The organism is Microbacterium sp. 8M (assembly GCF_902506375.1).
Classification (GTDB): Bacteria; Actinomycetota; Actinomycetes; order Actinomycetales; family Microbacteriaceae; genus Microbacterium.
This window is the reverse complement of the sequence record NZ_LR733284.1, coordinates 2,193,070-2,218,883: the sequence shown is the minus strand read 5'-3', so window position 1 is coordinate 2,218,883 and position 25,814 is coordinate 2,193,070. Positions and strand designations below refer to the sequence as shown.

At 67.1% G+C, this 25,814-nt stretch carries 37 protein-coding genes; 33 read left to right on the top strand and 4 right to left on the bottom strand.

The window, feature by feature from the left end; all coding sequences use genetic code 11:
* Positions 1 to 69 precede the first annotated feature (69 nt).
* Entirely contained in the window at positions 70 to 480 is a 411-nt protein-coding gene (locus tag AERO9AM_RS10645; RefSeq protein ID WP_159576117.1) for a hypothetical protein, read from the bottom strand.
* Entirely contained in the window at positions 470 to 1,684 is a 1,215-nt protein-coding gene (locus AERO9AM_RS10640; protein WP_159576116.1) for a tyrosine-type recombinase/integrase, read from the bottom strand. Before AERO9AM_RS10640 ends, AERO9AM_RS10645 begins: the two co-directional genes overlap by 11 nt.
* Positions 1,685 to 1,855: 171 nt before the next feature.
* On the opposite strand from AERO9AM_RS10640, the gene AERO9AM_RS10635 reads away from it, so the two are divergent.
* Genes AERO9AM_RS10635 through AERO9AM_RS10625 form a run of 3 tightly spaced genes read left to right on the top strand, consistent with a single transcriptional unit; the run spans position 1,856 to position 3,159 of the window.
* Complete coding sequence (locus AERO9AM_RS10635) at positions 1,856 to 2,494, top strand: hypothetical protein (protein WP_159576115.1); 639 nt, start codon at positions 1,856 to 1,858, stop codon at positions 2,492 to 2,494.
* A gap of 12 nt (positions 2,495 to 2,506) precedes the next feature.
* Positions 2,507 to 2,689, top strand: a complete 183-nt coding sequence (locus tag AERO9AM_RS10630; RefSeq protein ID WP_159576114.1) for a hypothetical protein — start codon at positions 2,507 to 2,509, stop codon at positions 2,687 to 2,689.
* Positions 2,690 to 2,709: 20 nt separating this feature from the next.
* A complete protein-coding gene (locus tag AERO9AM_RS10625) occupies positions 2,710 to 3,159 on the top strand; it encodes a hypothetical protein (protein ID WP_159576113.1) in 450 nt (149 codons plus the stop codon).
* 66 nt (positions 3,160 to 3,225) lie between these two features.
* Here AERO9AM_RS10625 and AERO9AM_RS10620 read toward each other — a convergent pair whose 3' ends face one another.
* Together AERO9AM_RS10620 and AERO9AM_RS10615 are read right to left on the bottom strand one after the other, a co-directional pair.
* On the bottom strand, positions 3,226 to 3,909 hold the full coding sequence (locus AERO9AM_RS10620; RefSeq protein ID WP_159576112.1) for a hypothetical protein: 684 nt from the start codon (positions 3,907 to 3,909) through the stop codon (positions 3,226 to 3,228).
* Positions 3,906 to 4,307, bottom strand: a complete 402-nt coding sequence (locus AERO9AM_RS10615; protein ID WP_159576111.1) for a hypothetical protein — start codon at positions 4,305 to 4,307, stop codon at positions 3,906 to 3,908. Before AERO9AM_RS10615 ends, AERO9AM_RS10620 begins: the two co-directional genes overlap by 4 nt.
* A 292-nt stretch (positions 4,308 to 4,599) precedes the next feature.
* On the opposite strand from AERO9AM_RS10615, the gene AERO9AM_RS10610 reads away from it, so the two are divergent.
* From AERO9AM_RS10610 to AERO9AM_RS10465, 30 genes are all read left to right on the top strand, one after another.
* Complete coding sequence (locus tag AERO9AM_RS10610; RefSeq protein WP_159576110.1) at positions 4,600 to 5,361, top strand: hypothetical protein; 762 nt, start codon at positions 4,600 to 4,602, stop codon at positions 5,359 to 5,361.
* A 145-nt stretch (positions 5,362 to 5,506) separates the two neighbouring features.
* Positions 5,507 to 5,674 carry a hypothetical protein gene (locus tag AERO9AM_RS10605; RefSeq protein ID WP_159576109.1) on the top strand — a complete coding sequence of 56 codons (168 nt, stop codon included), beginning with the start codon at positions 5,507 to 5,509 and terminating at the stop codon, positions 5,672 to 5,674.
* Positions 5,675 to 5,789: 115 nt separating this feature from the next.
* Positions 5,790 to 6,095 (top strand): HNH endonuclease signature motif containing protein, encoded by a 306-nt coding sequence (locus tag AERO9AM_RS10600; RefSeq protein WP_159576108.1) that lies wholly within the window; start codon positions 5,790 to 5,792, stop codon positions 6,093 to 6,095.
* A gap of 2 nt (positions 6,096 to 6,097) precedes the next feature.
* Positions 6,098 to 6,268, top strand: coding sequence for a hypothetical protein (locus AERO9AM_RS10595; RefSeq protein WP_159576107.1), 171 nt, complete (start codon positions 6,098 to 6,100; stop codon positions 6,266 to 6,268).
* The gene (locus AERO9AM_RS10590) at positions 6,268 to 6,492 is read left to right on the top strand and encodes a hypothetical protein (protein WP_159576106.1); all 225 of its coding nucleotides are present in this window, start codon (positions 6,268 to 6,270) and stop codon (positions 6,490 to 6,492) included. The genes AERO9AM_RS10595 and AERO9AM_RS10590 overlap by 1 nt, the downstream gene beginning before the upstream one ends.
* Positions 6,493 to 6,605: 113 nt before the next feature.
* Positions 6,606 to 7,157 carry a terminase small subunit gene (locus AERO9AM_RS10585; protein ID WP_159576105.1) on the top strand — a complete coding sequence of 184 codons (552 nt, stop codon included), beginning with the start codon at positions 6,606 to 6,608 and terminating at the stop codon, positions 7,155 to 7,157.
* A gap of 76 nt (positions 7,158 to 7,233) precedes the next feature.
* Entirely contained in the window at positions 7,234 to 8,817 is a 1,584-nt protein-coding gene (locus AERO9AM_RS10580; RefSeq protein ID WP_159576104.1) for a terminase, read from the top strand.
* A 15-nt stretch (positions 8,818 to 8,832) separates the two neighbouring features.
* Positions 8,833 to 9,042, top strand: coding sequence for a hypothetical protein (locus AERO9AM_RS10575; RefSeq protein WP_159576103.1), 210 nt, complete (start codon positions 8,833 to 8,835; stop codon positions 9,040 to 9,042).
* Positions 9,043 to 9,055: 13 nt separating this feature from the next.
* A complete protein-coding gene (locus tag AERO9AM_RS10570; RefSeq protein ID WP_159576102.1) occupies positions 9,056 to 11,005 on the top strand; it encodes a phage portal protein in 1,950 nt (649 codons plus the stop codon).
* Between the two features lie 10 nt (positions 11,006 to 11,015).
* A complete protein-coding gene (locus tag AERO9AM_RS10565) occupies positions 11,016 to 11,795 on the top strand; it encodes an HK97 family phage prohead protease (protein ID WP_201298621.1) in 780 nt (259 codons plus the stop codon).
* Positions 11,796 to 11,811: 16 nt separating this feature from the next.
* Entirely contained in the window at positions 11,812 to 13,116 is a 1,305-nt protein-coding gene (locus AERO9AM_RS10560; RefSeq protein WP_159576100.1) for a phage major capsid protein, read from the top strand.
* Between the two features lie 118 nt (positions 13,117 to 13,234).
* A complete protein-coding gene (locus AERO9AM_RS10555; RefSeq protein ID WP_159576099.1) occupies positions 13,235 to 13,501 on the top strand; it encodes a hypothetical protein in 267 nt (88 codons plus the stop codon).
* Positions 13,502 to 13,517: 16 nt separating this feature from the next.
* Complete coding sequence (locus AERO9AM_RS10550; RefSeq protein ID WP_159576098.1) at positions 13,518 to 14,048, top strand: hypothetical protein; 531 nt, start codon at positions 13,518 to 13,520, stop codon at positions 14,046 to 14,048.
* Positions 14,036 to 14,386, top strand: a complete 351-nt coding sequence (locus AERO9AM_RS10545; RefSeq protein WP_159576097.1) for a hypothetical protein — start codon at positions 14,036 to 14,038, stop codon at positions 14,384 to 14,386. Before AERO9AM_RS10550 ends, AERO9AM_RS10545 begins: the two co-directional genes overlap by 13 nt.
* 13 nt (positions 14,387 to 14,399) lie before the next feature.
* Positions 14,400 to 14,636: a hypothetical protein gene (locus AERO9AM_RS10540; protein WP_236602574.1), complete on the top strand. Its 237-nt coding sequence runs from the start codon at positions 14,400 to 14,402 to the stop codon at positions 14,634 to 14,636.
* Positions 14,637 to 14,640: 4 nt separating this feature from the next.
* Positions 14,641 to 15,072, top strand: coding sequence for a hypothetical protein (locus AERO9AM_RS10535; RefSeq protein WP_159576095.1), 432 nt, complete (start codon positions 14,641 to 14,643; stop codon positions 15,070 to 15,072).
* A gap of 64 nt (positions 15,073 to 15,136) precedes the next feature.
* Positions 15,137 to 15,718 (top strand): phage tail tube protein, encoded by a 582-nt coding sequence (locus AERO9AM_RS10530; RefSeq protein WP_159576094.1) that lies wholly within the window; start codon positions 15,137 to 15,139, stop codon positions 15,716 to 15,718.
* Between the two features lie 81 nt (positions 15,719 to 15,799).
* Complete coding sequence (locus tag AERO9AM_RS10525) at positions 15,800 to 16,063, top strand: hypothetical protein (RefSeq protein WP_159576093.1); 264 nt, start codon at positions 15,800 to 15,802, stop codon at positions 16,061 to 16,063.
* A gap of 95 nt (positions 16,064 to 16,158) precedes the next feature.
* Positions 16,159 to 16,422, top strand: coding sequence for a hypothetical protein (locus AERO9AM_RS10520; RefSeq protein ID WP_159576092.1), 264 nt, complete (start codon positions 16,159 to 16,161; stop codon positions 16,420 to 16,422).
* 10 nt (positions 16,423 to 16,432) lie between these two features.
* On the top strand, positions 16,433 to 18,400 hold the full coding sequence (locus tag AERO9AM_RS10515) for a phage tail tape measure protein (protein WP_159576091.1): 1,968 nt from the start codon (positions 16,433 to 16,435) through the stop codon (positions 18,398 to 18,400).
* 10 nt (positions 18,401 to 18,410) lie between these two features.
* Positions 18,411 to 19,160 (top strand): hypothetical protein, encoded by a 750-nt coding sequence (locus tag AERO9AM_RS10510; RefSeq protein WP_159576090.1) that lies wholly within the window; start codon positions 18,411 to 18,413, stop codon positions 19,158 to 19,160.
* A 9-nt stretch (positions 19,161 to 19,169) separates the two neighbouring features.
* Entirely contained in the window at positions 19,170 to 20,240 is a 1,071-nt protein-coding gene (locus tag AERO9AM_RS10505; RefSeq protein WP_159576089.1) for a hypothetical protein, read from the top strand.
* Complete coding sequence (locus tag AERO9AM_RS10500) at positions 20,237 to 20,947, top strand: hypothetical protein (RefSeq protein WP_159576088.1); 711 nt, start codon at positions 20,237 to 20,239, stop codon at positions 20,945 to 20,947. The genes AERO9AM_RS10505 and AERO9AM_RS10500 overlap by 4 nt, the downstream gene beginning before the upstream one ends.
* Positions 20,948 to 20,984: 37 nt before the next feature.
* The gene (locus AERO9AM_RS10495) at positions 20,985 to 21,443 is read left to right on the top strand and encodes a hypothetical protein (protein WP_159576087.1); all 459 of its coding nucleotides are present in this window, start codon (positions 20,985 to 20,987) and stop codon (positions 21,441 to 21,443) included.
* Between the two features lies 1 nt (position 21,444).
* Positions 21,445 to 22,905, top strand: coding sequence for a hypothetical protein (locus AERO9AM_RS10490; protein WP_159576086.1), 1,461 nt, complete (start codon positions 21,445 to 21,447; stop codon positions 22,903 to 22,905).
* A 10-nt stretch (positions 22,906 to 22,915) separates the two neighbouring features.
* Entirely contained in the window at positions 22,916 to 23,599 is a 684-nt protein-coding gene (locus AERO9AM_RS10485; RefSeq protein WP_159576085.1) for a hypothetical protein, read from the top strand.
* Positions 23,600 to 23,693: 94 nt separating this feature from the next.
* Positions 23,694 to 24,386 (top strand): hypothetical protein, encoded by a 693-nt coding sequence (locus AERO9AM_RS10480; RefSeq protein ID WP_159576084.1) that lies wholly within the window; start codon positions 23,694 to 23,696, stop codon positions 24,384 to 24,386.
* A 133-nt stretch (positions 24,387 to 24,519) separates the two neighbouring features.
* Entirely contained in the window at positions 24,520 to 25,275 is a 756-nt protein-coding gene (locus AERO9AM_RS10475; RefSeq protein WP_159576083.1) for a M15 family metallopeptidase, read from the top strand.
* Positions 25,272 to 25,436 carry a hypothetical protein gene (locus tag AERO9AM_RS10470; RefSeq protein WP_159576082.1) on the top strand — a complete coding sequence of 55 codons (165 nt, stop codon included), beginning with the start codon at positions 25,272 to 25,274 and terminating at the stop codon, positions 25,434 to 25,436. The genes AERO9AM_RS10475 and AERO9AM_RS10470 overlap by 4 nt, the downstream gene beginning before the upstream one ends.
* Complete coding sequence (locus AERO9AM_RS10465) at positions 25,433 to 25,813, top strand: hypothetical protein (RefSeq protein WP_159576081.1); 381 nt, start codon at positions 25,433 to 25,435, stop codon at positions 25,811 to 25,813. The genes AERO9AM_RS10470 and AERO9AM_RS10465 overlap by 4 nt, the downstream gene beginning before the upstream one ends.
* Position 25,814 lies beyond the last annotated feature (1 nt).

Genomic DNA, 25,814 nt, shown 5'->3' with positions numbered 1-25,814 from the left:
GCGGATTCTTGGAGGCCGGATGATGGCTGATGTTGCATGTCTGTGGACGTTCTGCGGACTTCTTGCGGACTATGGGTGCACGTTCGGTCGGCGCCTTCGAGACCCGGGAGGCTGGGCCCAGATATCTGTCTCGAGTGGTTCGGGGGAGTACAACTGGGCCTTCCTGAGTACCTCCAGGCGCTCTCCGAGCGCAGCCGATTCGAGCAGGTTGCGAACGCCGATGCCGAGGAACGCAGCGATCTTCTCGAGTTCGCCGGGCTTGAATTCGTAGTGCCCCTTAAGGCGCCCCCGAACCGTCGGGTCGGTCCAACCGAGCACTGGAACGAGTTCTGTGTGCTTCTTACGGGCTCGCGCCATCTCGGCTCTTACCGCGGCAGCGAGTGACTCGTTTGAGAAGCGACGTTCGGCGACATCGTCGACCACGCGTCCAAGCTCCTCACGAACTACGCGCCGCAACATCGCTTCGAAGTCATCGTCCATCTTCGAATGTTCTCGGCTGCTCAGCCGAATCGTCAAGGAGGCCTTCGACTCTGCTCATGGCCGTGCTCAGCCGGTCCAACTTCGCCGGACTCTTGTATGAGCGCGTCATGGCTCGTGTCGTGTGCCCGACTAGCTCGATGATCACGTCTTCTGGGACATCGGCCGCGTAGAGCAAGTCGACGGTCGCGTGGCGAAGGTCATGGAGCCGAACGTGTCTGCCTGGGCCGAAGTGCGCGCGCGAGATCTCGCGCCACGCCTTCGTCTGCGAGTCAGGATCGATGGGCCGCGCTTTGCGCGTGAAGACCAATCCCCACTTGTTTGGTTCCATCTCCGCGAGGTGCGCTCGCATCATGCTTGAGAGCGGCTGAATGAGCGGGACTACGCGCCAACCGGCCTTCGTCTTCGGGCGGGTGAAGTAGTAGCCCCCGTAGAGATGTCGGTACTGGAAGTCCGGGGGAGCGATCGGCCGACCGCTCGGACCACGCTTTAGGCGCTGAAGCTGCCAGCTGATGTCGATGTGCGACTCGGAGACCCTGTCGGTTTCTAGTCCGAGGACCTCGCCGCGCCGGGCCCCAGTCAGGATGAACGTGGTCCATCGCAGACCGTCCGGATGAGACTGCAGCATCCTCAGGAGTTCCCGTACCTCAGTCGTGCTCGGCACATCGAGCGGCGTGTAGTTCCGCCGCGGCGGATCGACGAGCCGTACTGGATTGCGTTCGATCTCGTCCTCGCGGACGGCGACCTCGAATGCTCTCGCCGCCACGGCGTGGGCGTTGAGGGCAGTAGTCGATGAGCAGGACTCACGGATCAGATGGTGCATCCGGCGGATGTCTGACGCCCGCACGGAGCTGATCGGCGTCGAAGCTCCGAGTGCCGGAACTATCCGGTTCTTGACGATCGACCTGTATCCCTCTGCGGTCTTCGGTCGCAGTTGCGGGTAGACGCACTCCGTGAGCCAATACTCAAACCATGTTTCAACGGTCGTTCCTGACCCGTTCGGATAGACATTGGTCTGGGGGAGGTCGGTGCCACGCCTCGCGTCCTCGAACGCTCGGAGCTGAACCATCACCTTCTCGCGGCTTCGTGAGCGATACACCTTCCGTCGGCGCTTCCCGTCAATGCTCGGTAGCGGGATCACTACCGTCCAGTAGCCCCGCTGGTCCAGGTATACGCTGCCGGATCCTCTGGCTCGCCGCTCGCCCATGATTGGGAAGATACGGCGCGATGCCGCGAGTCGCCAAAGGTCGCGTGTTACGCAGGTCAGACATGACCCGCGACAGGCCATTTCTGACCATTGGATCTCTCACATCGGTGTTGAGCTCACGGCTGCCGCCGTGCTCCTTGATTGTCGAAGGCAACGTCTATCGTTCCCAGCATGGAGTTCTTCGTATCTCTCATCAGCACGGTCTTTGGCAGCGCTGGGCTGATCTCGCTGATCACGGCACTGATCAACCGGAGCCGCCAGTCGAAGGCTCGCCGCTTTCTCGATGATGCGAAGGTGGCGCGAGAAGTCGCGGAGCCGGGGTCGCATGCAATGGCCGTCTTGGACCAAGCCATTGCGACAACGACTGTGCGGCTCGCAGCGCCGGTCTTCTGGACGAGGAGCGCGGGGCAACGTGTGCGTTTGGTCCTCGTGCTCACCGTTAGCGGCTTGATCTTCGCCGCGATGTTTGCGGCGATCTTCTTGAGCATCTTCCAGTCGGAGATGAGCGCCGACAAGCTATTCAACGCTGTCGCTGCACTGGCCGCGATTGTTGCATACGTCGGATTGGGCGCGACCGCCGTGGTTTACCTCGAACAGCACTTCCGAGAGGAACTGGTGTACAAGCAACTGCTCCAGATCCCAGTGGTCGTCGAGACCGCCGAAATCAGGAGGGCGCGAGTTTGGCGCGCACGTCAGAGAAGGCGTGACAGGGCTACGGCACGCTGGGTCGACAAGAAGTGGGCGCGCGCCAGGCGGGCCGTCATGGCGCGACGTTCGCCGGCGGCCGAAACGCTGGCGCCGGGCGCGTAGAGTGGAGCGCCAATGAAGACGTACGACGCAGTGATCCGGCCTGTGGGCAAGTGGTGGATGGTGTCCATCCCAGAGCTCGACGGGCTCACCCAAGCCCGTTCGGCGAAGGATGCGCACGACATGGCGAAGGATTACATCGCCGTCACCCTCGACGTTCCGGCCGATTCGTTCGACGTACGCATTGTGGGCGCCTAGCCGGATCAGCACGAGGGGCGGTGACTTTCGTCAGCCGCCATGCGGAGTCGATCTGTGATGAGTGGGCCTGGCAGGTCGAGAACCGGACATGGCTCATCAAGGGCTATTCGTCCTGGGATGAGATGCGGCGCGAGGGGTACGGCGGGCTGACGAACGTCACTCCCCCTCGTGCCGAACGGCCTGAGCTTGTCTCCCGGTTTCGGGCCGCCGGCCTTACACAGACAGAGACCGCCGACACGCTCGGGGTTAGCCGCGAGACCGTCAAGCGGAACGACCAGCCGACGTATCAACCGCGGAAAGGCACAAAAGTGCCTTTCCGAGATGACGTGATCGAAGCGGAGATCATCGACGACGATCCGCCCGCACCGAAACCCAAGCGCACTGACACGGATTCGGCGACGATGTCGCTGATCAATGACCTGCGTGGCCCGTGGTCGCGAGGAATCACGAACGAAGCAAGAGCCGCATGATCACCAGTCTTTGATCACACAACAGGCGACTGGCGCCCGACGTCGCTAACACCCCAGCCGCTCGGTCTAGCGATCCATGCCTAAAGCCGGCGAGTCCTCAGCCGCTCGTGTGGCCTGGATGTACAGCCCCGGCCACACAGCGATGTGGATGTCGGTGATCTCCATCAGCCAGAGGACAACCCACAGCGGTCCTTCATCGGACTTGAAGCGGGGAGATGAGGCCCAGGACACACGGTCTTCGACATTGTCGGACGGGGTCCACGCGGCGTGGAACGCCGACGCAACAGGGTGCGTGTACTCGCTAAGGCCCTCGTAGAGGGCCTTGAATGCGGGGTACTGCTTGGTTGCCTCTGCGACGATCCTCCCAACGACTAGTTTCTCGTCTCGCCTTGCGGAGAGCGACAAGCGCGCTAGGTCGCCAGGCTTGCGGTGCATCCACACGAGGGCAGCGGCGTTCTCCGCGTACGAGCGCACCAGGGCATACGCGCCGAACGGATTGCCTGCGCGAAGCATGTCAAGGGTGCCGTGATGGAACGCTTGGGCGCGCGTGACCATAGAGAGTAGACCCATCGAAATGCTGCTCGCATCCCCCTGCACGTGCGGCTGTACGGCCTGAAGGAACGACCAAAAGTGGTCCGACGCAGCCTTGATACCGCTCGCGAGGTCGAGTATTCCACGGCGCGCGAGGATCTCGTGAGGCCGCGCGGCCGTACTTACGTCGTCATCCGATATCTCGGATGCGCCGGTCATGGTGCGTCACCCTTGGCAATGGCGGCCTCGATGTCGTCCACGATGTCGTTGAGATCGTCGACCTTGGACCCGGCGTTCGAGGGGTTATCAAGGACTTCGAGGTTGAGTTTGATGAGCGCTTGACCGATCTTATTGTTGGTGGCGAACCAGATATCGAGCTTCGGGACGAGGTCACCGATCGCGTTGATCCCGCGACTCAGCTCCGTTGCAGATACCGACTTGTCTAGCCCGCGAGCCCAGGCGATCCCATCGTCGATTGTCTTGATGTCCGAGGCAGCGATCTTGTGTACACCGGTGACAGATGGCGTCGGAGTGGCCGCAGGCGAAGTTGTGGCGCATCCTGCGAGTATGAGTGCCGCAACTAGTGCCAGCGTCGCGACAGGGCGTGTGCGGTTCATGGCGTGAGCATAGCGTCAGACCTAGCCGTGTAGCGTTCTCTCGATCCCGTCGATTTCGTTCCCGCCCTGGCGTTGATAGATGGTGCCCGACCGCTGTCGGCGCGTCGCGCTTGTAGCTCCGCCGGTGTCACCCCTTAGCCTCAGAATGAGCGATCTTTGTAGCCCACTAGCAGCGGTTTAAGCAATGGTGGATTGCCCATCGTCGCAGCGCGGGGGACGTTGGTTCGAGCGCGTGCCTCCCAACGCCAGCGTCACGATGCGCAGATGTTCAGCCAGAAGATAGTGTTCGGCCATGGAACTTCGACGGCTATTCGGGCAAACACGCAATGCGCTGGATGACCTGTCCGTCTACATGCACAGGCGCCTGCTAACTGATCTAGAGGTCCTCTTGGATATGCTCGACGCGCTTGTCGAGCGCTGGGATCCTGAAGGTGCCCAGCGCGCCGACGGGGGTACAGTGGTGGACCAATTCACCTCGGTTCGGGGAGAGATACCCCGCGCCCAACTCGTCGACTTGGGTGTGTACGACCGGAACAACTTGCGTCTCTCCCGAACATTCGAGACCCGTGACGGCCAAGTCCGTCGAGTCGACATCGACTGTCGCGGCGGATACGTGTCGGTGCAAGCGGTAAGCGCCTTGGAGGACCATCAGTTCGCCGCGGACTACCTAATCCGGAACAGTTCGATACTGCCGAGGTGGAGGCGCTGCTTGCGCCTAATGGTGCCCATCATTGGCCTGCTTGGGATCGCAGTGGGGTACGTAGGGGTCGTGTCCACCGTGGCGCTCAGCGTGTATGCGCACTTGTTGCTAGCGGCCCTCGTCGTCACGTCCGCAGTTCCCGCCGTCACGTGGTTGATGAAGATTTTGCGAGACCAGCAACTAGCTCGCGGACCCATCTTGGTACGGGGCCAATCGCGACGCGAGACGAACGCCGCTCGAGCGAATCGTCACGCTAACACTCGCGTCTCCCTGCTCACGGCGGTCCTGGTCGCTCCGGTCTCGATATTAGGAACACTGGTCACGACCTGGTTGACCGGGATCCTGAAACTCTGACGCCACACTCAGCCGGGCGGCGCATAAGCAATCACTGCATGTGGTTCGTTAATAACCTCATTCTCAATCTAGAAGGCCTCGCCTACGGGCGATCTAGAAGGCCTCGCCTACGGGCGGGGCCTTCGTCGTTCCCCGGGGAGGCGTCATGCTCGGGGTGACATGGGAGCGAACGTTGAACGGGGCGCTGGACGAGATCAGTCGTTTGCAGGCTGAGCGGGATAACGCGCTCGACGCGATCCATGCGTTCACCGCCTCGCACCCTGATCATGAGTGGGACGAGAACCTCACCACCGCGCGCCTGGCCTTGCAGTGAAGCTACTCGCCGGCGTAGCGATCGGCATCACGGCCGTGGTCGTCTGGCTGCGCACCTGGCGTGCGTTCCTGGGTTGGGCGCTGAGCCGTGGGGATACACCGGCACGGAGGTAGTCGTGGCCGATCTGATCCATTCTCGGGAGTACCGGCAGCTGCGCGAGACGTTGAAGGCCCAGTGGCGTGGCAGGAACGCACCGTGCGCCCTGTGTGGTCAGGCGGATATCCAGTACGACGGGGTGAAGAACGAGCCGGACTCGTTCGAGCTGGACCACAAGATCAGCCGGAAGCGGTGCCTCGCCATGGGGAAGCCGCAGCTGATCCTCGACCCGGGCAATTGCCAGCCCAGCCATGTCCGCTGCAACCGCTCGAAGCAGCACGGCGACGGGCCAGTGAAGATCGGCGAGACCACGGAGGAGTGGTGACCATGGAGAACATGCGCAGGGTGAAGCTCACGTCCGGCCCGCTGAAGGGCAAGACGGTGCTCGTGGACGAGACCCAGAAGACGTTCACCACGCACGTCGCGCCCGGTCACTACGAACTGACCGAGAAGGGCGCGACGTGGCACGCTGCACCGAAGACGAAGGACGTCGAGTGATGATCGACGTACGAGACCAGGTCGGCGTGCCGGTCATCACCGACTGCCCCCGCATCGTCGAACACCAGGGAGAGACCTACGCATGGGCCGACATCGGCTTCATGAAGGAACCCATCACGCTGTTCGAGCCCGACGAGTTCGCCGATCACCTCAAGCGCATGTGGTGGGCCTACCTGCCGCCCATCACCACACCGCGAGTCACCGTGACCTTCTCTCCCGCATAGGGGAGGGGCGTCCGAATCTCTACGACCCCCGACCACCGGCCATTTCTCCGGCAGTGATCTCTCTCCCCCCGAGGTGATGGGAGGGGGTCGCGCGCGCGAGAGGAGCATCCCTGATGCGAGTCATCGTGATCGCCGCGACGAAGCGCGACGGGATGGCCGAGGCGAAGAACCTTGACATCACCCCTGTCGCTGTCGTCACCCCGCGCACGCCGAACGCTGCTCAGGGAGTGGTCGCTGACCGGATCATGGAGGCATCGTCGCTGACTCCGGAAATGCGCGACGCACTGGTGCCGGGGGTGCTGCCGTCGATCGTGACGACCCGCGGCCCTGTGAACATGGTCGCCGCGACGGAGAAGGCGATCGAAGCGGGATCCGCGCACCTGACCGACGCGGACGCCGGGGCGATCGAGGCGCTGCGCGCGCTCGCCCGGAAGATCGACGCGTGGGACGTGATCGTCGAGTGGGCGCTCGATGACGCCGCACAGACGAAGGGCGCGCGGCCGGCGGTGCCGCAGAACGACAACGTGTCGATCTCGGCGTACCTGAAGTACTGCGATCAGCTCGGCCTTTCCCCGGTCGGCCGGAAGGCGCTCGGGGTGAAGGATGGGGGCGCAGGTGGGAAGAAGGCCAAGCTCCACGCGCTCCGCGGCGGGAAGTCGGCGTAGCGCCACCAGGGGGCCGGGCGCCGCATACCAGCGGGCCGTCGGCGGGCCGTCACGCGCCGAGTCGTTCCGCCGCCGCGTGGGCTGCACGGAGCCTCGGATCTGCACGCCGCCGCTGCGCGAGCTCACGCCGGCGACGTCGAAGGGCTTCGCGTGCATCGAGTTCGCCGAGGAGATCCTCGAGATCGAGCTGCTGCCGTGGCAGCGGGCGCTCCTGATCCGGGCGCTCGAGCTGAACCCCGACGGCACGTACCGGTTCAAGACGGTGCTGCTGCTGGTCGCTCGCCAGAACGGCAAGTCCACGCTGATGCAGGTGCTGTCCCTGTGGCGCATGTACGCCGAGGGCGCGCCGCTGGTCATCGGCACGGCGCAGTCGCTCGACATCGCTGAGGAGCAGTGGTCGGGCGCCGTCGAGATCGCCGAGGGGATCCCGGAGCTCGCCGAGCTGATCGATCACGTCGACCGCACGAACGGCAAGAAGGCGCTGCGCCTGGACACCGGCGAGCGGTACAAGGTCGCCGCCGCATCCCGCCGCGGCGGCCGCGGGCTCTCCGGCGACCTCGTGCTGCTGGACGAGCTGCGCGAGCACCAGAACTGGCAGGCGTGGGGCGCGGTCACGAAGACCACCATGGCCCGCAAGCTCGCGCAGATCTGGGCGGCGTCGAACGCCGGCGACATGGCGTCGGTGGTGCTGCGCCGCCTCCGCTCTCTCGCGCACCGTGCGCTCGGGTGGCCGGACGGCAAAGACGGCATGGACGACCTCGACTCGACCGGGGACGCCACTGACGACAGCACCGAGGCTGACGACTCGCTCGGCATCTTCGAATGGTCCGCGGCGCCAGGCCGTGGCGTGTGGGATCGCGAGGGATGGGCGGAGGCGAACCCCTCGCTCGGCTACACGATCGACTTGCGCTCCATCGCGGCGGCCGCGAGCACCGACCCCGAGTGGGTGTTCCGCACTGAGGTGATGTGCCAGTTCGTGAACATGCTCGGATCCGGCCCGTTCCCGACCGGAGCGTGGGCGGCGATCCTCGACACGAAGGACGAACGCGCCGCGCGCGGAGTCACGCGCGACGTCGACCGGGTCGCCTGCTACGGCGTCGACATGTCCGAGAACGGCATGACCTACGTCGCCCTCGCGTTCTGGGACACCGAGGGCCGGATCCGCGGCGAGATCGTCGCGCACCGCGCCGGCCCGGACTGGGTGATCCCATGGCTGAAGTCACCGCTGCGGAAGGTGCCCGCGAAGCACATCGCGTTCCAGCGGCGCGGCGCGCCGATCTCCGCGCTGTGGAAGGACTTCGAGGACGCTGACCTCGAAGTCACACCCTGGGGCGATTCGGAGCTCGCGGGCTGTCACCCGAAGGTCTACCACCTGATCAAGGTCGCGGCGGCGGACGACGCCCCCGATGGGGAGACGCCGGAGCAGTTCCGTGAGCGGGTGCGGATCTCCCACGGCGTGCAGCCGGCGCTCGACGTCGCCGCAGCCTCGGCGCAGATCAAGGCCGTCGGCGACGGCGGCTGGGTTATCGACCGGAAGTCGTCGCCCGCGGACGCTTCACCGCTGGTCGCGTTCATCGCGGCTGTCGGGCTTCTGCTGACGAATCCGGCATCTGGCGAGACGGTCTCCGCGTACGAGACGAACGACCTGATGGTCGTGTGAGAGAGGGGGCCCGACGTGGGCGCATTCCGGAAGGTGCTGCTGCTGCGCCGGGTGGTCGTGAATCTCGACGACGGCTCTTCGATCGAAGGGGTGCTGTACCGCGACCCCGGGAACCTCCTCGTGCTGAAGAACGCGATCTATCACGAGCCTGGCGCAGAGCCGGCGCCGCTCGACGGCGACACCGTCATCGACCGAGCACGGGTCCTGTTCGTGCAGGCGCCGTAGGAAGGAGCAGACGATGGTCTTCGCTGTCTCCGAGGGAACGCTCCGCGCCGTCCAGAAGCCGTCCTACCAGGCGCCGTCGACGCTGCGGCTGAGCGATGACCTGTCGATGGACTACGCCGAGCTGTACCGCAGGCAGCAGAGCGTGCGCACCGTCGTCGACTTCCTCGCCCGCAACATCGCCCAGCTGTCGCTGCACACGTTCGAGCGCATCGACGACAGTGACCGCCGCCGCATCACCGATCATCCGTTCGCGCAGCTCATGCGCTCCCCGAACCCGTACACGACCGGGTACCGCCTCATCCGCGACCTGATCGCCGACCGCGGCATCTACGACCGCGCGCTCTGGGTGAAGACTCGGGAGAAGTCGGGGATGGCGCTCACGCGGATCCCGCCGCGTCTGTGGAAGATCGACGACGACGACAACTGGCTCTCGCCCAGCGGGTTCGTGATCAAAGGCAACCGCGGATCCACGAAGATCCCCGCTGAGAGCTGCGTCTACTTCCGCGGCTACAACCCGGAGGACGAGCGGTACGGGCTCTCACCGATCGAGTCGCTGCGTCGGATCCTGTCGGAGGAGTTCGCCGCCGGCCAGATGCGCGAGCAGTCGCTGCGCAACGGCGCCCGCATCGGCGGTTACATCCAGCGCCCCGGGGACGCGCCGGCATGGTCTGATCCCGCACGCGAGCGCTTCGCGACCGGGTGGCGCGCCCAGTACACCGGGCAGACCGCGACCGAGGGCGGCGGGACACCGGTCCTCGAGGACGGCATGACGTTCGTCGCCGCCGGCCATTCCGCTGCGGACATGCAGTACATCGAGTCGCGCAAGCTCTCCCGCGAGGAGGCAGCGTCGGCGTACTTCATCCCGCCGCCGATGGTCGGCATCCTCGACAACGCCACGTTCGGGAACATCGAAGAGCAGCACAAGATGCTCTACCAGGACACGCTCGGGCCGATCCTGCAGGAGGTGCAGCAGGAGATCTACCTGCAGCTCATCCGCGCCGAGTTCCCCGACGACGCCGACAGCCTGTACGTCGAGTTCAACATGCTCGAGAAGCTGCGCGGCTCGTTCGAGGAGCAGGCGTCGCAGCTGCAGACCTCGGTCGGCGCCCCGTTCCTCACCCGGAACGAGGCACGCGCACGGCTGAACCTGCCCCGCATCGACGGCGCCGACGAGCTCGTCGTACCGCTGAACGTGCTGGTGGGCGGACTCGCGTCGCCGACGGATCAGGTCCCGGCCGGATCCGGGGGCGGTTCCGTCCCGACGGAGGACGAAGCCAAGGCGCTGATCGCTCGTCTGAAGACGAAGGCGCGGCCGTCGGCGGCGCAGAGCGCGAAGGCCGCGCAGGTGCTCGCCGAGTTCTTCGCCCGGCAGGAGCGTTCCGTGCGTTCGGCGCTCGGCGCGAAAGCCGCGGGGTGGTGGGACGGTGCTCGCTGGGACAAGGAGCTCGGCGGCGCGCTGCTCGCGCTCTCGTCGTCCATCACGCTGGATGTCGCGCGGAAGCAGCTCGAGCAGCTCGGCGTAGACCCGGACGAGTACGACGTCGACCGGACGATGGCGTGGATGCGCACCGTCGCTGACGCGAACGCGACGAGCATCAACGCGGCGACCGAGGCGGCGCTGGAAACCGCCCTCGAATCCGACGACGACCCGGACGCTGTCGGGCATGTGTTCGACGTCGCGAAGACGGCGCGGGCGCAGCAGGGCGGGCAGACGCTCGCCACGACGCTCGCCGGTTTCGCGTCGGTCGAGGCAGTTCAGCAGGTCCGCGGACAGCGCGGCGCGACGAAGACGTGGGTCGTCACCTCCGGCAACCCGCGCGCCTCGCACGCCCAGATGGCGGGCGAGACGGTTCCCATCGATTCCGTGTTCAGCAACGGCGCGAAGTGGCCGGGGGACTCCTCGGCGCTGGACGTCGACGAGGTCGCCGGGTGCTCCTGCACCGTCCAGATCAACTTCGAATAGGGAGCTTGTCGTGAAGATCAAGAGCCTGCCGGTCAGCTTCAAGGCCGGCCCCGACGACGGCCTCGCCGAGGGCGAGTTCATCGTCTACCCGTCCACGTTCACCCGCACGCCCGACAGCTACGGCGACGTCGTCGCGAAGGGCGCGTTCGCGCGCGGCATCGCGGCACGGAAGGAGGCAGGGATCAGCCTGCCGGGCCTGTACGGGCACCGCCTGGACGATCCAGACTACTTCGTCGCCGGCGCGACCGAGGAGTCCGAGGACGACCACGGGTGGCGCGTGCGCGGCATGTTCGACATGGACTCACCGAAGGGACCGCAGACGTACCGGCTCGTGAAGTCGGGCAGGCTGCGCGAGCTGTCGTTCGCGTTCGACACCCTCGACGAGGGGCAGGTGCAGCTCGACGACGGCACGAAGGCGAACGAGTTGCGCGACCTCGAGGTGTTCGAGTTCAGCTTCGTCCCGATCGGCGCGAACCGCGACACCTCGGTCGTCGCCGTGAAGTCCGCCGTCGACGCACTGCTCGACGGCGTGAAGGCCGGACGCGTGCTGTCCGCCAAGAACGAGGAAACGCTGCGCGCCGTGGTCGACACCCTCGGCGTCACGGTCGCCGACCTCAAGAGCGTCCTGTCTCAGCTCGAGGCAGGCAACCAGGAACCGAAGGCCGTCGGTCAAGCGGGGATCAACGACGAGGGCCCGGACGGGGTCAAGTCGGACGATCTGCGCGTCAGCCCGTCCGCCCTCACCTGTCTCCGAATCGAGCTCGCACGGTGCGAGCTCGGGAACCTCTGAAACGAAAGGATCCGCGATGGACCCCAAGGAGAAGATGCGGGCCGAGCTGAAGGCCGCCCGCGACATCGCTGCGAAGGCCGAGGCGGAGGGTCGCGACCTGACCCCCGACGAGGTCGCTCAGGCCAGCACCCACATCAAGGCGTACGAGGACGCAAAGGCCGAGTTCGAGAAGGGCCAGGCGTCCGCGGACGTCAAGGCCGCGCTCGATGCGATCGGGTTCGACCTCGGCCTCGAGCGCACCCCGGACGGCGAGAAGGCCAAGGCCGACTCGTACCGTCAGCCGACGAAGCTGAAGAGCATCGGCCAGATGTTCATCGAGTCCGCCGAGTACAAGGGCCTGATGGGCCAGTTCCACGGCGGCCAGATCAACGAGAAGGCCCGTGTTCAGTCGCAGCCGATGGGCGTTAAGGCGCTCATCACCGGAGCGTCGGACACCTCCCGTGGCGCGTTCGTGCCGACGGACGTCACCGGCATCCTCGAGCTGCTCGGCCGCCGCCCGCTCACCCTCCGTGACCTGATCTCGGTCCGCCAGACCGAGTCGGACACGGTCGAGTTCGTGCAGCAGACGACGCAGCTGTCCAGCGCCGCGCCGGTCCCGGAGGCCACCACGGCCGCCGCCCCGACCGCACCGGGCACCGCGGGCGCCCTCGTCCCGGCCGCCGGCGGCGGGTACAAGCCGGAGGGGACGCTCGCGTTCCAGAAGGTCACCGCGACCGTGAAGACGATCGCCGAGTGGGTGCCGGCCACCAAGCGCGGTCTCGCCGACGCGAAGCAGCTGCGCGGCCTGATCGACGACGAGCTGCGCGCCGACCTGGCGGAGGAGGAAGAGGACCAGATCCTCAACGGTGACGGCACCGGTGAGAACCTGACCGGCATCCTGCAGACCTCCGGCATCCAGACGCAGGCGCTCGTCACCGACATGCTCACCACGATCCGCAAGGCGAAGACGAAGGTCCGCACCGTCGGCCGCGTCATCCCGAACGGCATCCTGATGAACCCGGAGGACGTCGAGGCACTCGACCTGTCCAAGCCCACCTCGGGCGACGGCCAGTTCTACGGCCCCGGACCGTTCGCGAACGCGAACATCCCCACCGTGTGGGGTCTGCCGATCGTGGAGTCCGAGGCGATCGCCGTGAAGACCGCGCTCATCGGCGACTTCTCCAAGGCCGTCCTGTGGGATCGCGAGCAGGCGTCGATCACCGCGACCGACTCGCACGCGGACTTCTTCATCCGCAACCTCGTCGCCGTGCTCGGCGAGGAGCGGGTCGCGTTCGGCGTGACCCGCCCGAAGGCGTTCGTCAAGGCGACGATCGCGTCCTGACCGATCGGGGGTCACCGTGGCGAAGTGTCCCGTGTGCGGCGCACCGCACCGAGCATGTGGTCCCAGGACCACGGTGATCCCCGTCGACCAGACGATCACGACATCCTCAGGAGGAGCGATGGGACTGAAGGAGTACGAGGTGATGACCGAAGGTCGCCACCCGCACAAGACGACCATGCTGCTGAACGACGCGGACGCGAAGCGCCTCGGCGTGTTCGGCAGCGCGGAGAAGGCCGCGAAGACGCCGACGAACAAGTCGCGCCAGCCCGCCGCCAACAAGAAGGCGCCCGCCAAGGCGGCCGCGAAGACGCCGGCGGAGGCAGAGCAGACGCCGCCCGCGCCGGCGGGCATCGAGGACGCGTCCGACCCGGACGCGAGCGAGTAACGAGGGGGTGGCGGGGATGGCGCTGAGCACGACGTCGTTCGCGACGAAGGACCAGATGGAGCAGCGCTCCCAGGGTGCGATCCCCGCCACCACCCCGTTCCTCGATCAGGAGCTCGCCGCCGCGACCCGCACGATCCGGAATCACTGCCGCTGGCACATCGCCGCCGTAGAGCAGTTGACGTTCCGCCGGTCGGGCCCGTTCGCGGAACCGGTGTGGCTCCCCGCCATGCAGATCGCGACCCTGGACGAGATCACGATCGACGGCGTCGCGATCGACCCGGCCGGTGTGGAGTTCGACTTCGACACCGGGTGGACGTCGCTGTGCGGCCGGATCCGGCAGGTGAAGTTCACCGCCGGGTTCGAGGAGATCCCGGAGGATCTGGTCACGCTGACGCTCGAGCTCGCCGCCGGCGCGCTCGGATCCCCGCTCGGCATCAGCCGTGAACAGGCCGGCGGCGTGTCCGTGTCGTATACGCGCACGTCCGGGGCGCTGCAGCCCGCCGACGAGGACCGCCTCGCCGCCTACCGGCTGGGGTGGCTGCCGTGATCGGCGGACTGGTCGACCGGCACACCCTCGTCCGGGAACGCCCCGTCATGGTCGACGACGGCCGCGGCGGGCTCGAACCCGACTCCACCACGGCGACGCCCGTGGATCTGCCCGGGTGGGCGCTGGACGCCGGAGCGACCGTCGCCGACCTGCAGAACCGCGACGGGGCGCTCATCCAGTGGACCGCCCGCGGCCCGTTCGACGCGGACGTCCAACGGCATGACCGGATCACCGTCTTCGGTGAGAAGTTCCAGATCGACGGCGCCGTCGTGCGCCAACCGGGACCGTCACCGCGGACGTCGCACACGATCCTGCTGCTGAAGAACTGGGAGGGCTGAGATGGCGTCGAGCATGCGCATCAAGCTGAACCAGAAGGGCATCATCGCACTGCTCACATCCCGCGAGGTGTCCGCGGATCTCGGATCCCGGGCGAAGGCGATCGCCGCGGCCGCCGGCGACGGCAACGAGGTGCAGGTGACCCGCAACCGGGACCGCGCGATCGCGTTCGTGCGCACCGCGACCCCGCAGGCACAGCGCGCCGAGGCGACAGACCGGGCACTGACCCGCGCGATCGACGCTGGGCGGTGACGTCGTGGAGCTGCTGATCCCCACCGACGCCGAGGTCGCAGCCCTCGATGAGCTGTCCGAGGCTCTGCCCGTGCACGGCTTCCCCGGCATCACCAAGGCCGCTCAGACGCTCGGAACGAAGATCCCCACATCGACCACCAAGCCGGACGAGTTCGGCCGTGTCGTCGGCGTGGGAGGCGCGGGGCGCGACCTCGTGACGGACTCGCCGCTGCTCACGTTGGAGGCGTTCGCGAAGAAGGAGCAGCGCGCCCGCGACCTGTGCGCGCTGATGGTAGCGATCATCGAGCGCGCCGCGCGCGCCGGGACGCTCGGCGGCGCCGTCATCTACGCCGCCCGCATCGTCGGCCTCCCCGCGAACCTCCCTCACCCACAGGTGCCGGACCGATTCCGGTTCACCGCGACCGTCTCCGTGGACCTCCGCAGGACCACGGCCTGAGTTCCCACCCTCGCGGCGTCCCGACCGGGGCGCTGCTGAACCACGCCTGAAAGGGGCAGCGCTCATGAGCGTGAACAGCAACAACGTCTTCGTCGGCGCGCCCGACCAGGCGGTGACCGGTGCAATCCTCACCGGTCCGGAGACCGACGTCATCCCGGCAACGATCGACGACTTCGTCCTCACCGGTCTCGACGACTCCGGGTACGTGAACGAGGACGGCGTGACGATCACCCCGTCCGAGTCGACCGAGTCGATCAAGGACTGGTCGCTGCGGGTGATCCGCAAGATCCTCACCGAGTTCGACTCGACGCTCGCATGGGCGCACCTCGAGCTGAACGAGGCGTCGCTGAAAAACTACATGGGCGACGACAACGTCGATGTGACGCCCGCGACATCGACGAAGGGCACGCTCACCCGCGCCGCGATCGCCGGCGAGATGCGCCCGGTGAAGGCCTGGTACTTCAAGATCAAGGACGGCCACCGCCGCGCCCTGATCTTCGTCCCGCACGGGCAGATCACCGAGCGCGGCGACATCGCCCTGCTCGCGTCCGCCGCCGTCACCCTCCCGGTCACCCTCACGTCCTACCCGGACGCCGCCGGCAAGTCCGTCTACATCTACCTCGACGACGGCGTCGCGTCGGCCTGAGCTGCATGACCGTCGCGGCGGGAAGCCGGGAACCCTTCCCGCCGCGACGCCAAATCCCTGGTTCCCGAGAGCGAGGTTCCCATGATGGAGAAGTTCCACCACACCCTGCCCGACGGCCACGAGATCGAGCTGCCCCGGTTCGAGAACGTCCCGGTCGGCATCATCCGCAAGACCCGGCAGCTGCCGCAGGTCGACCAGGTGTTCACGATTCTCGAAGAGCTGATCAGCCCGGAGGACCTGGAACACGTCGACCTCCTCGACCGGGCGCAGTTCAACGACCTCGTGAAGGCGTGGCGTGAAGGGTCCTCGATCGGCGTGGGGGAATCTTCGGCCTCCTCGAGCTGATCGACGAGCATCAGGAGGCGTTCGAGTTCGAGCTGATCCTCGCCGGGCATCGCATCCACGAGCTCGGCGGGGATCTCTCCTGGCGGGACCTGTACGTGCTGACCCGGCGGTGGCAGAAGCTCCCCGGCAACGCGGTCGCCGCGGCGATCCACGGGCATGAGGTCCCGTCGTGGATCGAGCAGGTCCTCGCCGTCGCCGTCGACCAGTTGCAGGCCATGAACTTCAACCTGCGGCGAGGCAAGGGGCAACGGCCCAAGCGGCTTCAGCGCTGGTGGGAGTCCGTGAAGAAGCGGTTCGGGCGCGACCCGATCCCGCTGTCGCAGTTCGACGACTGGTGGGAGTCCGCCGGCCGCAAGTGAGGGGGCGCTCATGGCTGACGGCGTCGAGCTCGCAACCGCGTGGATCCGTCTGGTCCCGACCGTCGAAGGCATCCAGGACACCCTCGCCAGCGAGCTCGGCGGCGCCGAGTCCGCCGCAGCGGAATCCGGGAAACGCTCGGGGGCCGGCTTCACCGCCGGCCTCAAGGGCGCCCTGGGCGTCGCCGCCATCGGCACCGCCGTCGTCGGAGCGTTCAAGGGACTGTACGAGGTCGGGTCGATCTTCGACGACGTCACGGACACGATCCGTGTCGGAACGGGCGCGCAGGGAGCCGAGCTCGAAGGGCTCGTGCAGGTCGCGAAGAACGTCGGCCAGAACGTCCCCGTCGAGTTCGACAAGATCGGCCCGGCCGTCGCGGATCTGAACACCCGGCTCGGGCTCACCGGGGAGACGCTGACGACGGTCGCGTCGCAGTACCTCGAGGCCGGGCACATCCTCGGCCAGGACGTCGACATCAACGCCACATCGGCCGCGTTCAACGCCTTCAAGATCGAGGGCGACGCCGTCTCGGGCGCGATGGACAACCTGTTCCAGGTGTCGCAGGCGACCGGCGTCGGCATGAACGAGCTCGCCTCGGGGGTCCAGGCCGCGGCGCCGGCGCTGCAGAACCTCGGCTTCTCCTTCCAGGACTCGGTCGCGTTGCTCGGCTCGCTGGACAAGGCGGGCCTGAACAGCCAGCAGGTGATGGCGTCCCTGTCGAAGGGGCTCGTCACCCTCGCGAAGGACGGCGAGGAACCGCAGGCCGCGTTCCAGCGCGTCACCGGCGAGATGCAGGCGTTCGTCGATCAGGGCAACACGACCGCCGCGCTCGACCTCGCATCGCAGATCTTCGGCACCCGCGGCGCCGCACAGTTCGTCGGGGCGCTGCAGTCCGGGGTCGTGAACCTGCAGGACATGCAGGCCGCCGTCGGCGCCACCGGGGACACGATCCTCGGCACCGCGGCGGAGACCGCCGACTTCGCTGAGCAGTGGCAGGTGTTCAAGAACCGGGCGCTGACGGCGATCGAGCCGATCGGGTCGGCGATCTTCAACCTGCTCGGTCAGGGCATGGAGTGGATCAACTCGCTCACCGCCGACATGGACTTCTCCCAGTTCGGGGAGCTGCTCGGCTATCTCAGCCCGCTGGGCCTGATCTTCAAGGCCATCCAGCCTCTGCTCCCGGACATCATGGCGGCCCTCGGGCCGGCACTGCAGACCGTGATCTCGGCGCTGCTGCCGGTGCTGCAGACCCTCGTCGGCGTGTTCTCCGAGTTCCTCGCCACGGTGCTGCCACCGCTGCTACCGCTGATCACGATGCTCGCCGGGCTGATCGGGCAGATCCTCACCGCAGTGACGCCGCTCCTGGATCCGCTGATGCAGCTGATCTCCGCGATCTTCCCGATCCTGGCGGCGGTGATCCAGGCGGTCATCCCGATCATCGAGGGCGTCGTGAACGCCATCTCGTCTCTGCTGCTCCCGATCGTGAACATGCTCGTCGACGTGCTCGGCGGAGTGATCACCTTCCTCACCGGTGTGTTCACCGGCAACTGGGAGCAGGCGTGGAACGGGATCGTGCAGATCTTCTCCGGTCTGTGGAACGGGATCCTCGACATCGGTAAGGGCGTCATCAACTCGATGATCGACCTGATCAACGGGTTCCTCGGGTCGCTGAACGAGGTCGGCAACTTCGTCTCGGACGTGACCGGCGGGGCGATCGACTTCAATGTCGGCAAGATCCCGCACCTGGCGCAGGGCGCGACCGTGCTCCCCAAGCCGGGCGGCACGCTCGCCGTGCTCGCCGAGGCCGGCCGCCCCGAGTCCGTCGTCGACACCGGGCTGCTGAACCGTGCACTCGAGGAGGGCATCGGCGGTAGCGGCCAGGGTGGCGTGCAGCTCATCGTGCAGCCGTCCGAGGGCATGTCCGAGGAGACGATCGGGCAGGTCGCGGCGAACAAGCTGAACGCGCTACTGCGCAGCTAGGAGGCACCCTGTGGGACGTCGAGAAGCGCGCATCGGTGGGATCACCTTCGAGGCCGTCCCTCTGGACCGGTATCAGGCGGTCGTCGCGACAACGTGGGACGGCATCGAGGGGGGTCTCGCGATCCGCCGCGACGAGGTGCCGCGCCCAGGCGCGCACGGGTCGTTCGGCACCCCAGGGTATCTGTCCGCGCGGGTGCTGCCTTTCGCTGGGCACCTCATCCAGCGAACCGCGGACGCCACGCTGAACATGCGACACCGGCTCATCGGGCTCGGTGACGGCCAGACCCGGCGGCTGGACGTGGACCTGGACGGCCTATTCGTGTGGATGAACGTCGCGGTCGCCTCGCAGCCCACAGTCGCCATCAGCGGATCCGACCCTCGGGTTGCCACGTTCGACGTCCAGTTCTGGGCGCCGAACCCACGCATGTACGGCACCGAGCGGACGTTCGCGGCCGGCGAGCAGGTGTTCCAGCGCGGCAACTTCCCGGCGGATCCGGTGATCGAGGTCACCGGCCCGCGCGCCGCGTACACGATCAGCACCGACACCGGCAAGAGCATCACGATCGGTCAGGCCCTCGCGACGGGGCAGAAGCACCGGATCGAGATGCGCACCGGCCGCCTCTACCGGGACGGCGTGCTGCAGACCGGCGCGATCACCGCCGGCGGCACCTGGACGATCCCGCCGACCTCACCGGGGATCGTGCATTCGATCAGCGCCGCCGGGCCGATGTCGATCATCGTCACCGACACGTACATCTAGGGGGTGCCCGTGTGGTCGCACTGGATCTGTGACACCTTCACCGGTTCGCGGATGCAGCAGGTGTTCCCGTCCGGGGAGAACTGGCGCACGTCGTTCACCGGCGTGGGATCCGGGTCGCACCAGTTCCAGTTGCGGGATGAGGAGACCCGGCTGCCGCGGGCGACGTGGCAGGATCTCGCGACGCCATGGGCGCGCACGGTCGTGTCGTGCTGGGCGGATGTCCCGCAGTACGCGGGTCTGATCCGCACCCAGAAGTACGGCCGGTTCACAGGGGTGCTCGAGCTGTCGACGGTGGAGATCCGTCAGGTACTCGCGATCCGGATGCCGTTCACCGTCCCCGAGTACGACCCGAACGGTGTCCGTGCCGTGATCGGGAAGTCGCTGCGCGGCATCATGCGACAGGTGCTCGACTGGGGAACTAAGCGGCCCGGTTCGAACGACTGGAGCCTGCCCGTAGTCCTTCCCGCCGACGAGAGCGGATCGCAGTCGCGGTCCTGGCAGATGTACAACTTCGAGACTGTGGAGCAGCTGCTGCAGCAGATCGAGGGCACCAACGGCGGTCCGGACCTGCATCTGCGGCCCAGGTGGGGCGCGACAGGCGCTTTGGAGTGGGAGTCGCGGATCGGTACTCTCACGGGGCCGGCGTTCGAGTGGGACTCGACGGCGTCCGAGCATGGGCTCGCCGACTTCACTGTCACGAAGGACGCGGCGAAGCAGCTGACAGGCGTGTTCTCAATCGGCGCCGGGTCGGAGGCCGACATGAAGGTCGGCCAGTCCCCGTTCACCGGGATCCCCGGCACCCGGATTCCGAATCTCGACGCGACCAGGTCGTTCAAGACCCTCGCCGACGACGCCCAACTGGACGCCGCGGCGCTGGCCGAGCTGCAGGCGTTTCGTGAACCGTCACGGGTCGTGACATTGGGTGCACTCGCGTCGGACGTTCTGCCCAGCATGGTCCTCGGATCCACGCTGCGCGCGTGGGTTGAGGGTGACGAGTTCCTCGACGACGGCTGGTACGGCGGCACCCTGGTCGGCATGTCCGGGAATCTCTCCGAGACCATCGGGATGGAGATCGCATGACGCGCCGCGACAACCCGAACGACTCAGAGATCCCCGAGATCCTCCGCCGCATCCGCGCGCTCGAGACGCAGTCCCCGATCGGGTTCAGCTCGATCACACGCGGCGCGCTGCGGGTCGCGTCGCCCGAGGGCCTGCTCGTCGAAGGCTCCGCGTACGTCTCCGGGATACTCCACGGCGACGGCGACTTCAACTGGTCCGGCGACATGAACCTCACCGGCAGCCAGCACGTCACCGGCCCCACCGTGTTCGACGGCACGCTCACCATCAACGGCAACACCACGATCAACGGGACCACGACCGTCAACGGCCCGCTCAACGTCGTCGGAACCTGGAAGCTCATCGGCAACGGCGAGATCCAGGGCAACACCGTCATCACCGGATCCGTGATCGTGAACAGCCCCGGCTTGATCCGCATCACGGGCGGCGCCTCGCCGGCGACGCTCGAAGACGGACGCATGTCCTTCGGCACCGGCGGCGTCGTCGAGGCCGACGTCACCAACGGCGGCGTGCGGATGAACGTTGGAACCAACCGCGTCTACGTCGGAACGGGCGCTGTCGCGATCCAGCGCGGCGGGGTGTCGATCGTGCTGTCTGGAAGTGGGATCTCGTTCTTCGGGATGGACACCATCCCGAGTGCCTCAGCGAACCACGCGCCCGTAGGAACCATCTGGACCGACGGCACCGGGAAGGTGTTCGAGGTCGTCTAACGCGGGCGCGAGCGAACGCGCCAGAGAAGGAGCCGCCATGTCTACGGTGACCGTGACGGGCAACGCTTGGACGCACGCCGGCCAGCCGATCCCTGCCGCGATGCACCCGGAGCTGTGGTTCCGGCCGCAGGCGAGCGCGCTCGGATCCGACGGGCTGCTGGCGGCCGTCGAGGTGCAGGCGACGCTCGCCGCGGACGGGTCGTTCACGGTGGAGCTCGAGTCCGACGCCGGGATCTTCTACCGGCCGTTCATGCGGTGGGTGACGAACCCTTCGGAGCAGGATCCGCAGAACTGGGCGTATCGGTACGCCGAGTGGGAGTTCCTGGTCGTGCCCGGTCTGGGCGGGAACATCTCCGACCTGATCAACAACTTCCCACCCGGGACGATCATCGTCGCGCTCGGCCCGCCCCTGTCCGGCGTCACGAATGTCGCGTGGGTGGACATGACCGACCAGACCGAGGACGGCGCGCTCGTGTACGCGCCGGAGAGGAACTGACATGGTTTCGCAGATGGTCCCGGTGGGACGGCTGCAGGTCGCGACGCCGCGTTCGATGGCGCTCGCGATCCGCAACCAGACCGAGGCGCAGCTCGCGGTCGACGAGCGGGTGGAGATCCCCGCCCGTGACGCCGCCACGGCCGCGATCGCCGACAACCCCGCGGTCACGGCAGCTGCCGCATCGGCTGTCGCGGACGCTGCCGCGTCGGGTGCGCTGATGCAGACCACCGATCCTCGCACGCTGACCCAGGTCGACGGAGTCGACGGTGAGGCGACGTTCGGGACGTTCGGTGCCCGGGGTGAGCCGACGGCGGCGACGTTGCGCCTGTCGGACGGTGGCTGGTCGGAAGCGGCGGAGCAGATCGTCCGCGACCGACTCCGCATGGTCCCCATCGATGGCGGGGGAGTCGGGTTCTCCGGTTCGTCGGGGGAGCCGACAGCGCTCACGGCCGACCCTGCGACGGGTCTTCTGACCACAGATGGCGCAGACCTGCTGCGGGAGTCGATCCGGTCGCCGCGGTCGCGGATCAACACCTTCGCACGCACGTCCGTGCGGGTGCCGACGCCGTCCGGGTCTCGGCCGCTGGTGTCCTCGCGGACCCGGCTGCTCATCACGGGGGATTCGCACGCGCAGGCCGCGGATGTGCCGGCGACGTCGCGGTGGCATTACCTGCTCAGCCAGGCCCGCCCGGACCTGACGCTCACGCATGCGTCCATGGGCGGTTCCACCGCGCACATGGTCGCGCTGATGGCCGGCGGGATCGAACCGTCCTTCACGCTCGACGGCGACACGTTCCCGGCATCGGGAAGCGTGTCCGCGACGCTCACCGACCCGCTGCGCTACCGGCCTGAGGTGCCTCTGCCGGCGACGGCAGGAATGGCGATCACATCGGCGGGGGAGATCCCGGCGACGCTGAGCCGCGCCGCGAACAGCGCGACGTTCCTGCTGACCCGCACGACCCCGGGTTCCGCGGTGACGGGGCCGGTCCGGTTCCGGGCGGCGACGTGGGACAACAACGCCGCCGACACGATGCTCGTCATCATGGGCCAGAACGACCAGATCACGACCCCCGGGAACGTGGGCCCGGTCGTGGAGGGGTACTCGGCTCTGATCGAGTCTCGTCTCGCGCTCAACCCGCACGCCCTGTTCATGGGCCTGGTCCTCGGCGGCAACAGCGTCCCCTACACGCAGGTGTGGAACTACAACGTCGAGATCGACCGGGAACTGTCCCGGCTGTGGCCTGAGCACTACTGGTCCCTGATGCGGTGGCTGATCGAGGACGCCCTCGATGTCGTCACCGGGATCACCCCGACCGCTGGGGATGAGACAGCCCGCCGTTCGTACCGCACCCCGCCGTCCCTGCTGTTGGCGGACCAGATCCACATGAACGCCGCCACCCAGGCGGCGTTCGCTCCGCGCGTGCTCGCCGAGCTCGTCGCCCGCAACCTGATCGACGCCTAAGGAGGCCGCGATGAGCTCGCTTCAGCTTCGCCCCACCACCCCGATCACGACCCCGCGGCGCCTCGCTATCCGCGGGGTGAAGTCGCTCCCGGTCGCCGGATACACGCACCGGTGGAACCCGTCCGCGTTGTCGCTGCTCGACGGGGCCGGCGTGTACCAGCTGCCGGACCTGATCGGTACGACGCACATGACCGTCGCGAACACCGCGCCGACGCTCGGCACGGAAGCGGACGGCCGGCGCTACCTCGTCAACGCTGCAGCGGATCGGCTCACGACGGCAACCGACGTCATGGATCTCGCCGTGTGCACGATCGCGGTCGTCGCGAAGGTCGACACCGTCCCCACAGGTGTCGGCCTGTTCGTCGGATCGGTCGCCCCGAACGTGACGGTCGGCGTCAACGCGGGCAAGTTCTACGGCGGAGCCGGCACGTCAATCCCGACCCTGGCGACAAACACGGTCCCGCACGTGTTCATCTTCACCGCCAACGGCGCATCCTCGGCCATGAGCGTCGACGGCACGGAGTGGACCGGCAACGCGGGCACGAACCACCTCACCGAGGTGCTGCTGTTCGGCGGCGACAACACCAACGTCATCCGCGGCCGCATCTACGACGTGATCGTGTACCCGACCGCACTCACCGCCGCACAACGCGCCCTCCTCGCCGCCCACCTCCGCAGCGAGAACGGCATCTGATTGTGACTAGCGCGGGTCGAGCAGATTCGAGCGGTCCATCTGCCGAGGCGCACGCGACTGAAGCACGACGCGATCGGTGACTAGGGTTGGGGGCATGTCAGACACCGGGGGATCTAGCGTTGGGCGTCGTGCTCTGTTGATTGGTGCGGCAGCAACTCCAGTGGCGGCGGCGCTTGCCTGGAGCACGCCGGTCGTGCAAAAGGCAGTTGCCGTGCCGTTGGCGGCCTCGAGCGTTCCGCCTACGCCTGCGTTCAACTTCACAGTCGTGTTCGAGGACTTCAGCGTCGTCGTCCCGACAATGTGGAGTGGGTACGGGGTCACGAGCGACGGCAACCTTCCGAGTTGGGCAGTGGTGACGTACACCGGACCGGATCCGTTCGTGCCAGGAGCGCAGAAGACCACGCCGTACGTCGTCGCAGCGGGAGGCGGATCCGGTGCGGCGCGCACCGGCATGACACAATTCGCGTGGCCGAAATTCCTCGTCGACGTCGCCAACGTCCGGGTGAACGGAACCGTTCGGGGCTCTCTCATGAAGGGGCTGTTCCCCGAAGATCGGGACTCCTACTACTACACATGGCAGGAGACGATCATGCCTGGCGACGTGATCGAACTCCCGCTGACCTACGGATTCGACGCACCCTGGGCGCCGGACCTTTGGTATCCGGGAAGCTCCAGTCCCTACGGGAAGCTGTCCTTCAGGATGCTGTCGCTGGTGACCGACTCGACCGGTACCGACAACAGAGCAGACGTCACCGTGAACACGGAGATTGTCAGCTGGCCCACTTGATCTGAGCCAATCAAGCCGGGAACTCCGGCGCTTCAACCTCACCGAGGGCCCTCACTGAAAGGTGGGGGCCTTCGTCGTTCCTAGCCCTCGCCACTCGGCGGGGGCTTCGTCGTTCCTCCCGAAAGGACACCTGATGACCGACTTCGTGTGGCGGGACGGTTCCCGGCTCACGCCCTACATGGCGTACCAGATCCGACGGTTGAGCGCAGACATGGTCCGACTGTTCGGCGTGGAGGTGCTCGTGACTTCCGGGATCCGCACCAACCAGGAGCAGATTGACATCTTCCTGGACACGTACACCCCGCAGGCGTATGGCGACGGCCCATTCGGGGACGTGCGCTGGTGGCAGGGCGTCCGTTACGTCCGATACGACCCGTCCGGCACCGCCGCGCAGCCCGGGACCTCGAACCATGAAGTCCAGGGCACCGCCGGTGCTGTCGATCTGCGCGACATCGGAGAGGACGCGGGCATCGCCACGATGGGCTCCGCCCGATCTGAGTGGCTGCGCGCCCATGCCGGTGACTACGGCATGGAACCCGAGGGCTTCAGTTTCGGCGAGGCCTGGCACTACAAGTTCCCGAACATCTTCCTGCCGGTCCCCGCCGGCGTCTCACTGTCCGAGGAGGACGACATGCTCGATGCAAACCGTGATTACGACGCGTTCAAGACAATGCTTCAACGCGCGCTGAAGTTCGACGTGCGCCCGAACGGTGCCGGCGCGGACTGGAAGCTCGGCCCGACTGTCTGGGAGCGCCTGAACCAGATCCAGGCCGCAGCGTCCGGCGTCACCATCGACCCGCAGCAGGTCGCGGCCGCGATCGCTGACGCCATCCCCGACGACATGGCGAAGCAGGTGGCCGACGAGCTCGCGAAGCGCCTGCAGTCGTGATGGACGAGCAGGACGGGGCGCGCTCGCGGCCGTCGAACATCCAGCACGGGCAGAAGCGCCAACGGCCGGTGTCCCACAGCGCGATCCTGATCGCGTTCTCGGCGCTCGTGCTCGCTCTCGCCGTGGTCGTCGACGGCGTGTGGCAGATGGTGGCCGGATGAACCCGGACGACCTCGTAGCCGTCCTGGGGGCGACCGCTGGCGTGCTCGTTCCCGTCGCCGCGATCATCGGCGCGCTCGGTGGCTATTGGGCGGCCGAGCGGAAGTCTCGCCGCGAAGCGGCCGTGGCTGAGGCAAACGCTGTCGCGGCCGCCTCGACCGCGGAGAGCACCGCGCAGGACCGGCTCATCGACCAGCTGCAGGAAGAGCTCGGCCGCTACCGGGACGAGAACGACCAACGCGTGAACCGGCTCGAGGCGAAGGTCGACAGCCTCACCGAGGAGAACCGCGGCTACCGCGCGTTCATCGGCGTGCAGCGAGATCACATGGCCGCGCACGGCATCCCACTTCCTGACTGGCCCGAGGGCCTTCCCCGATAGG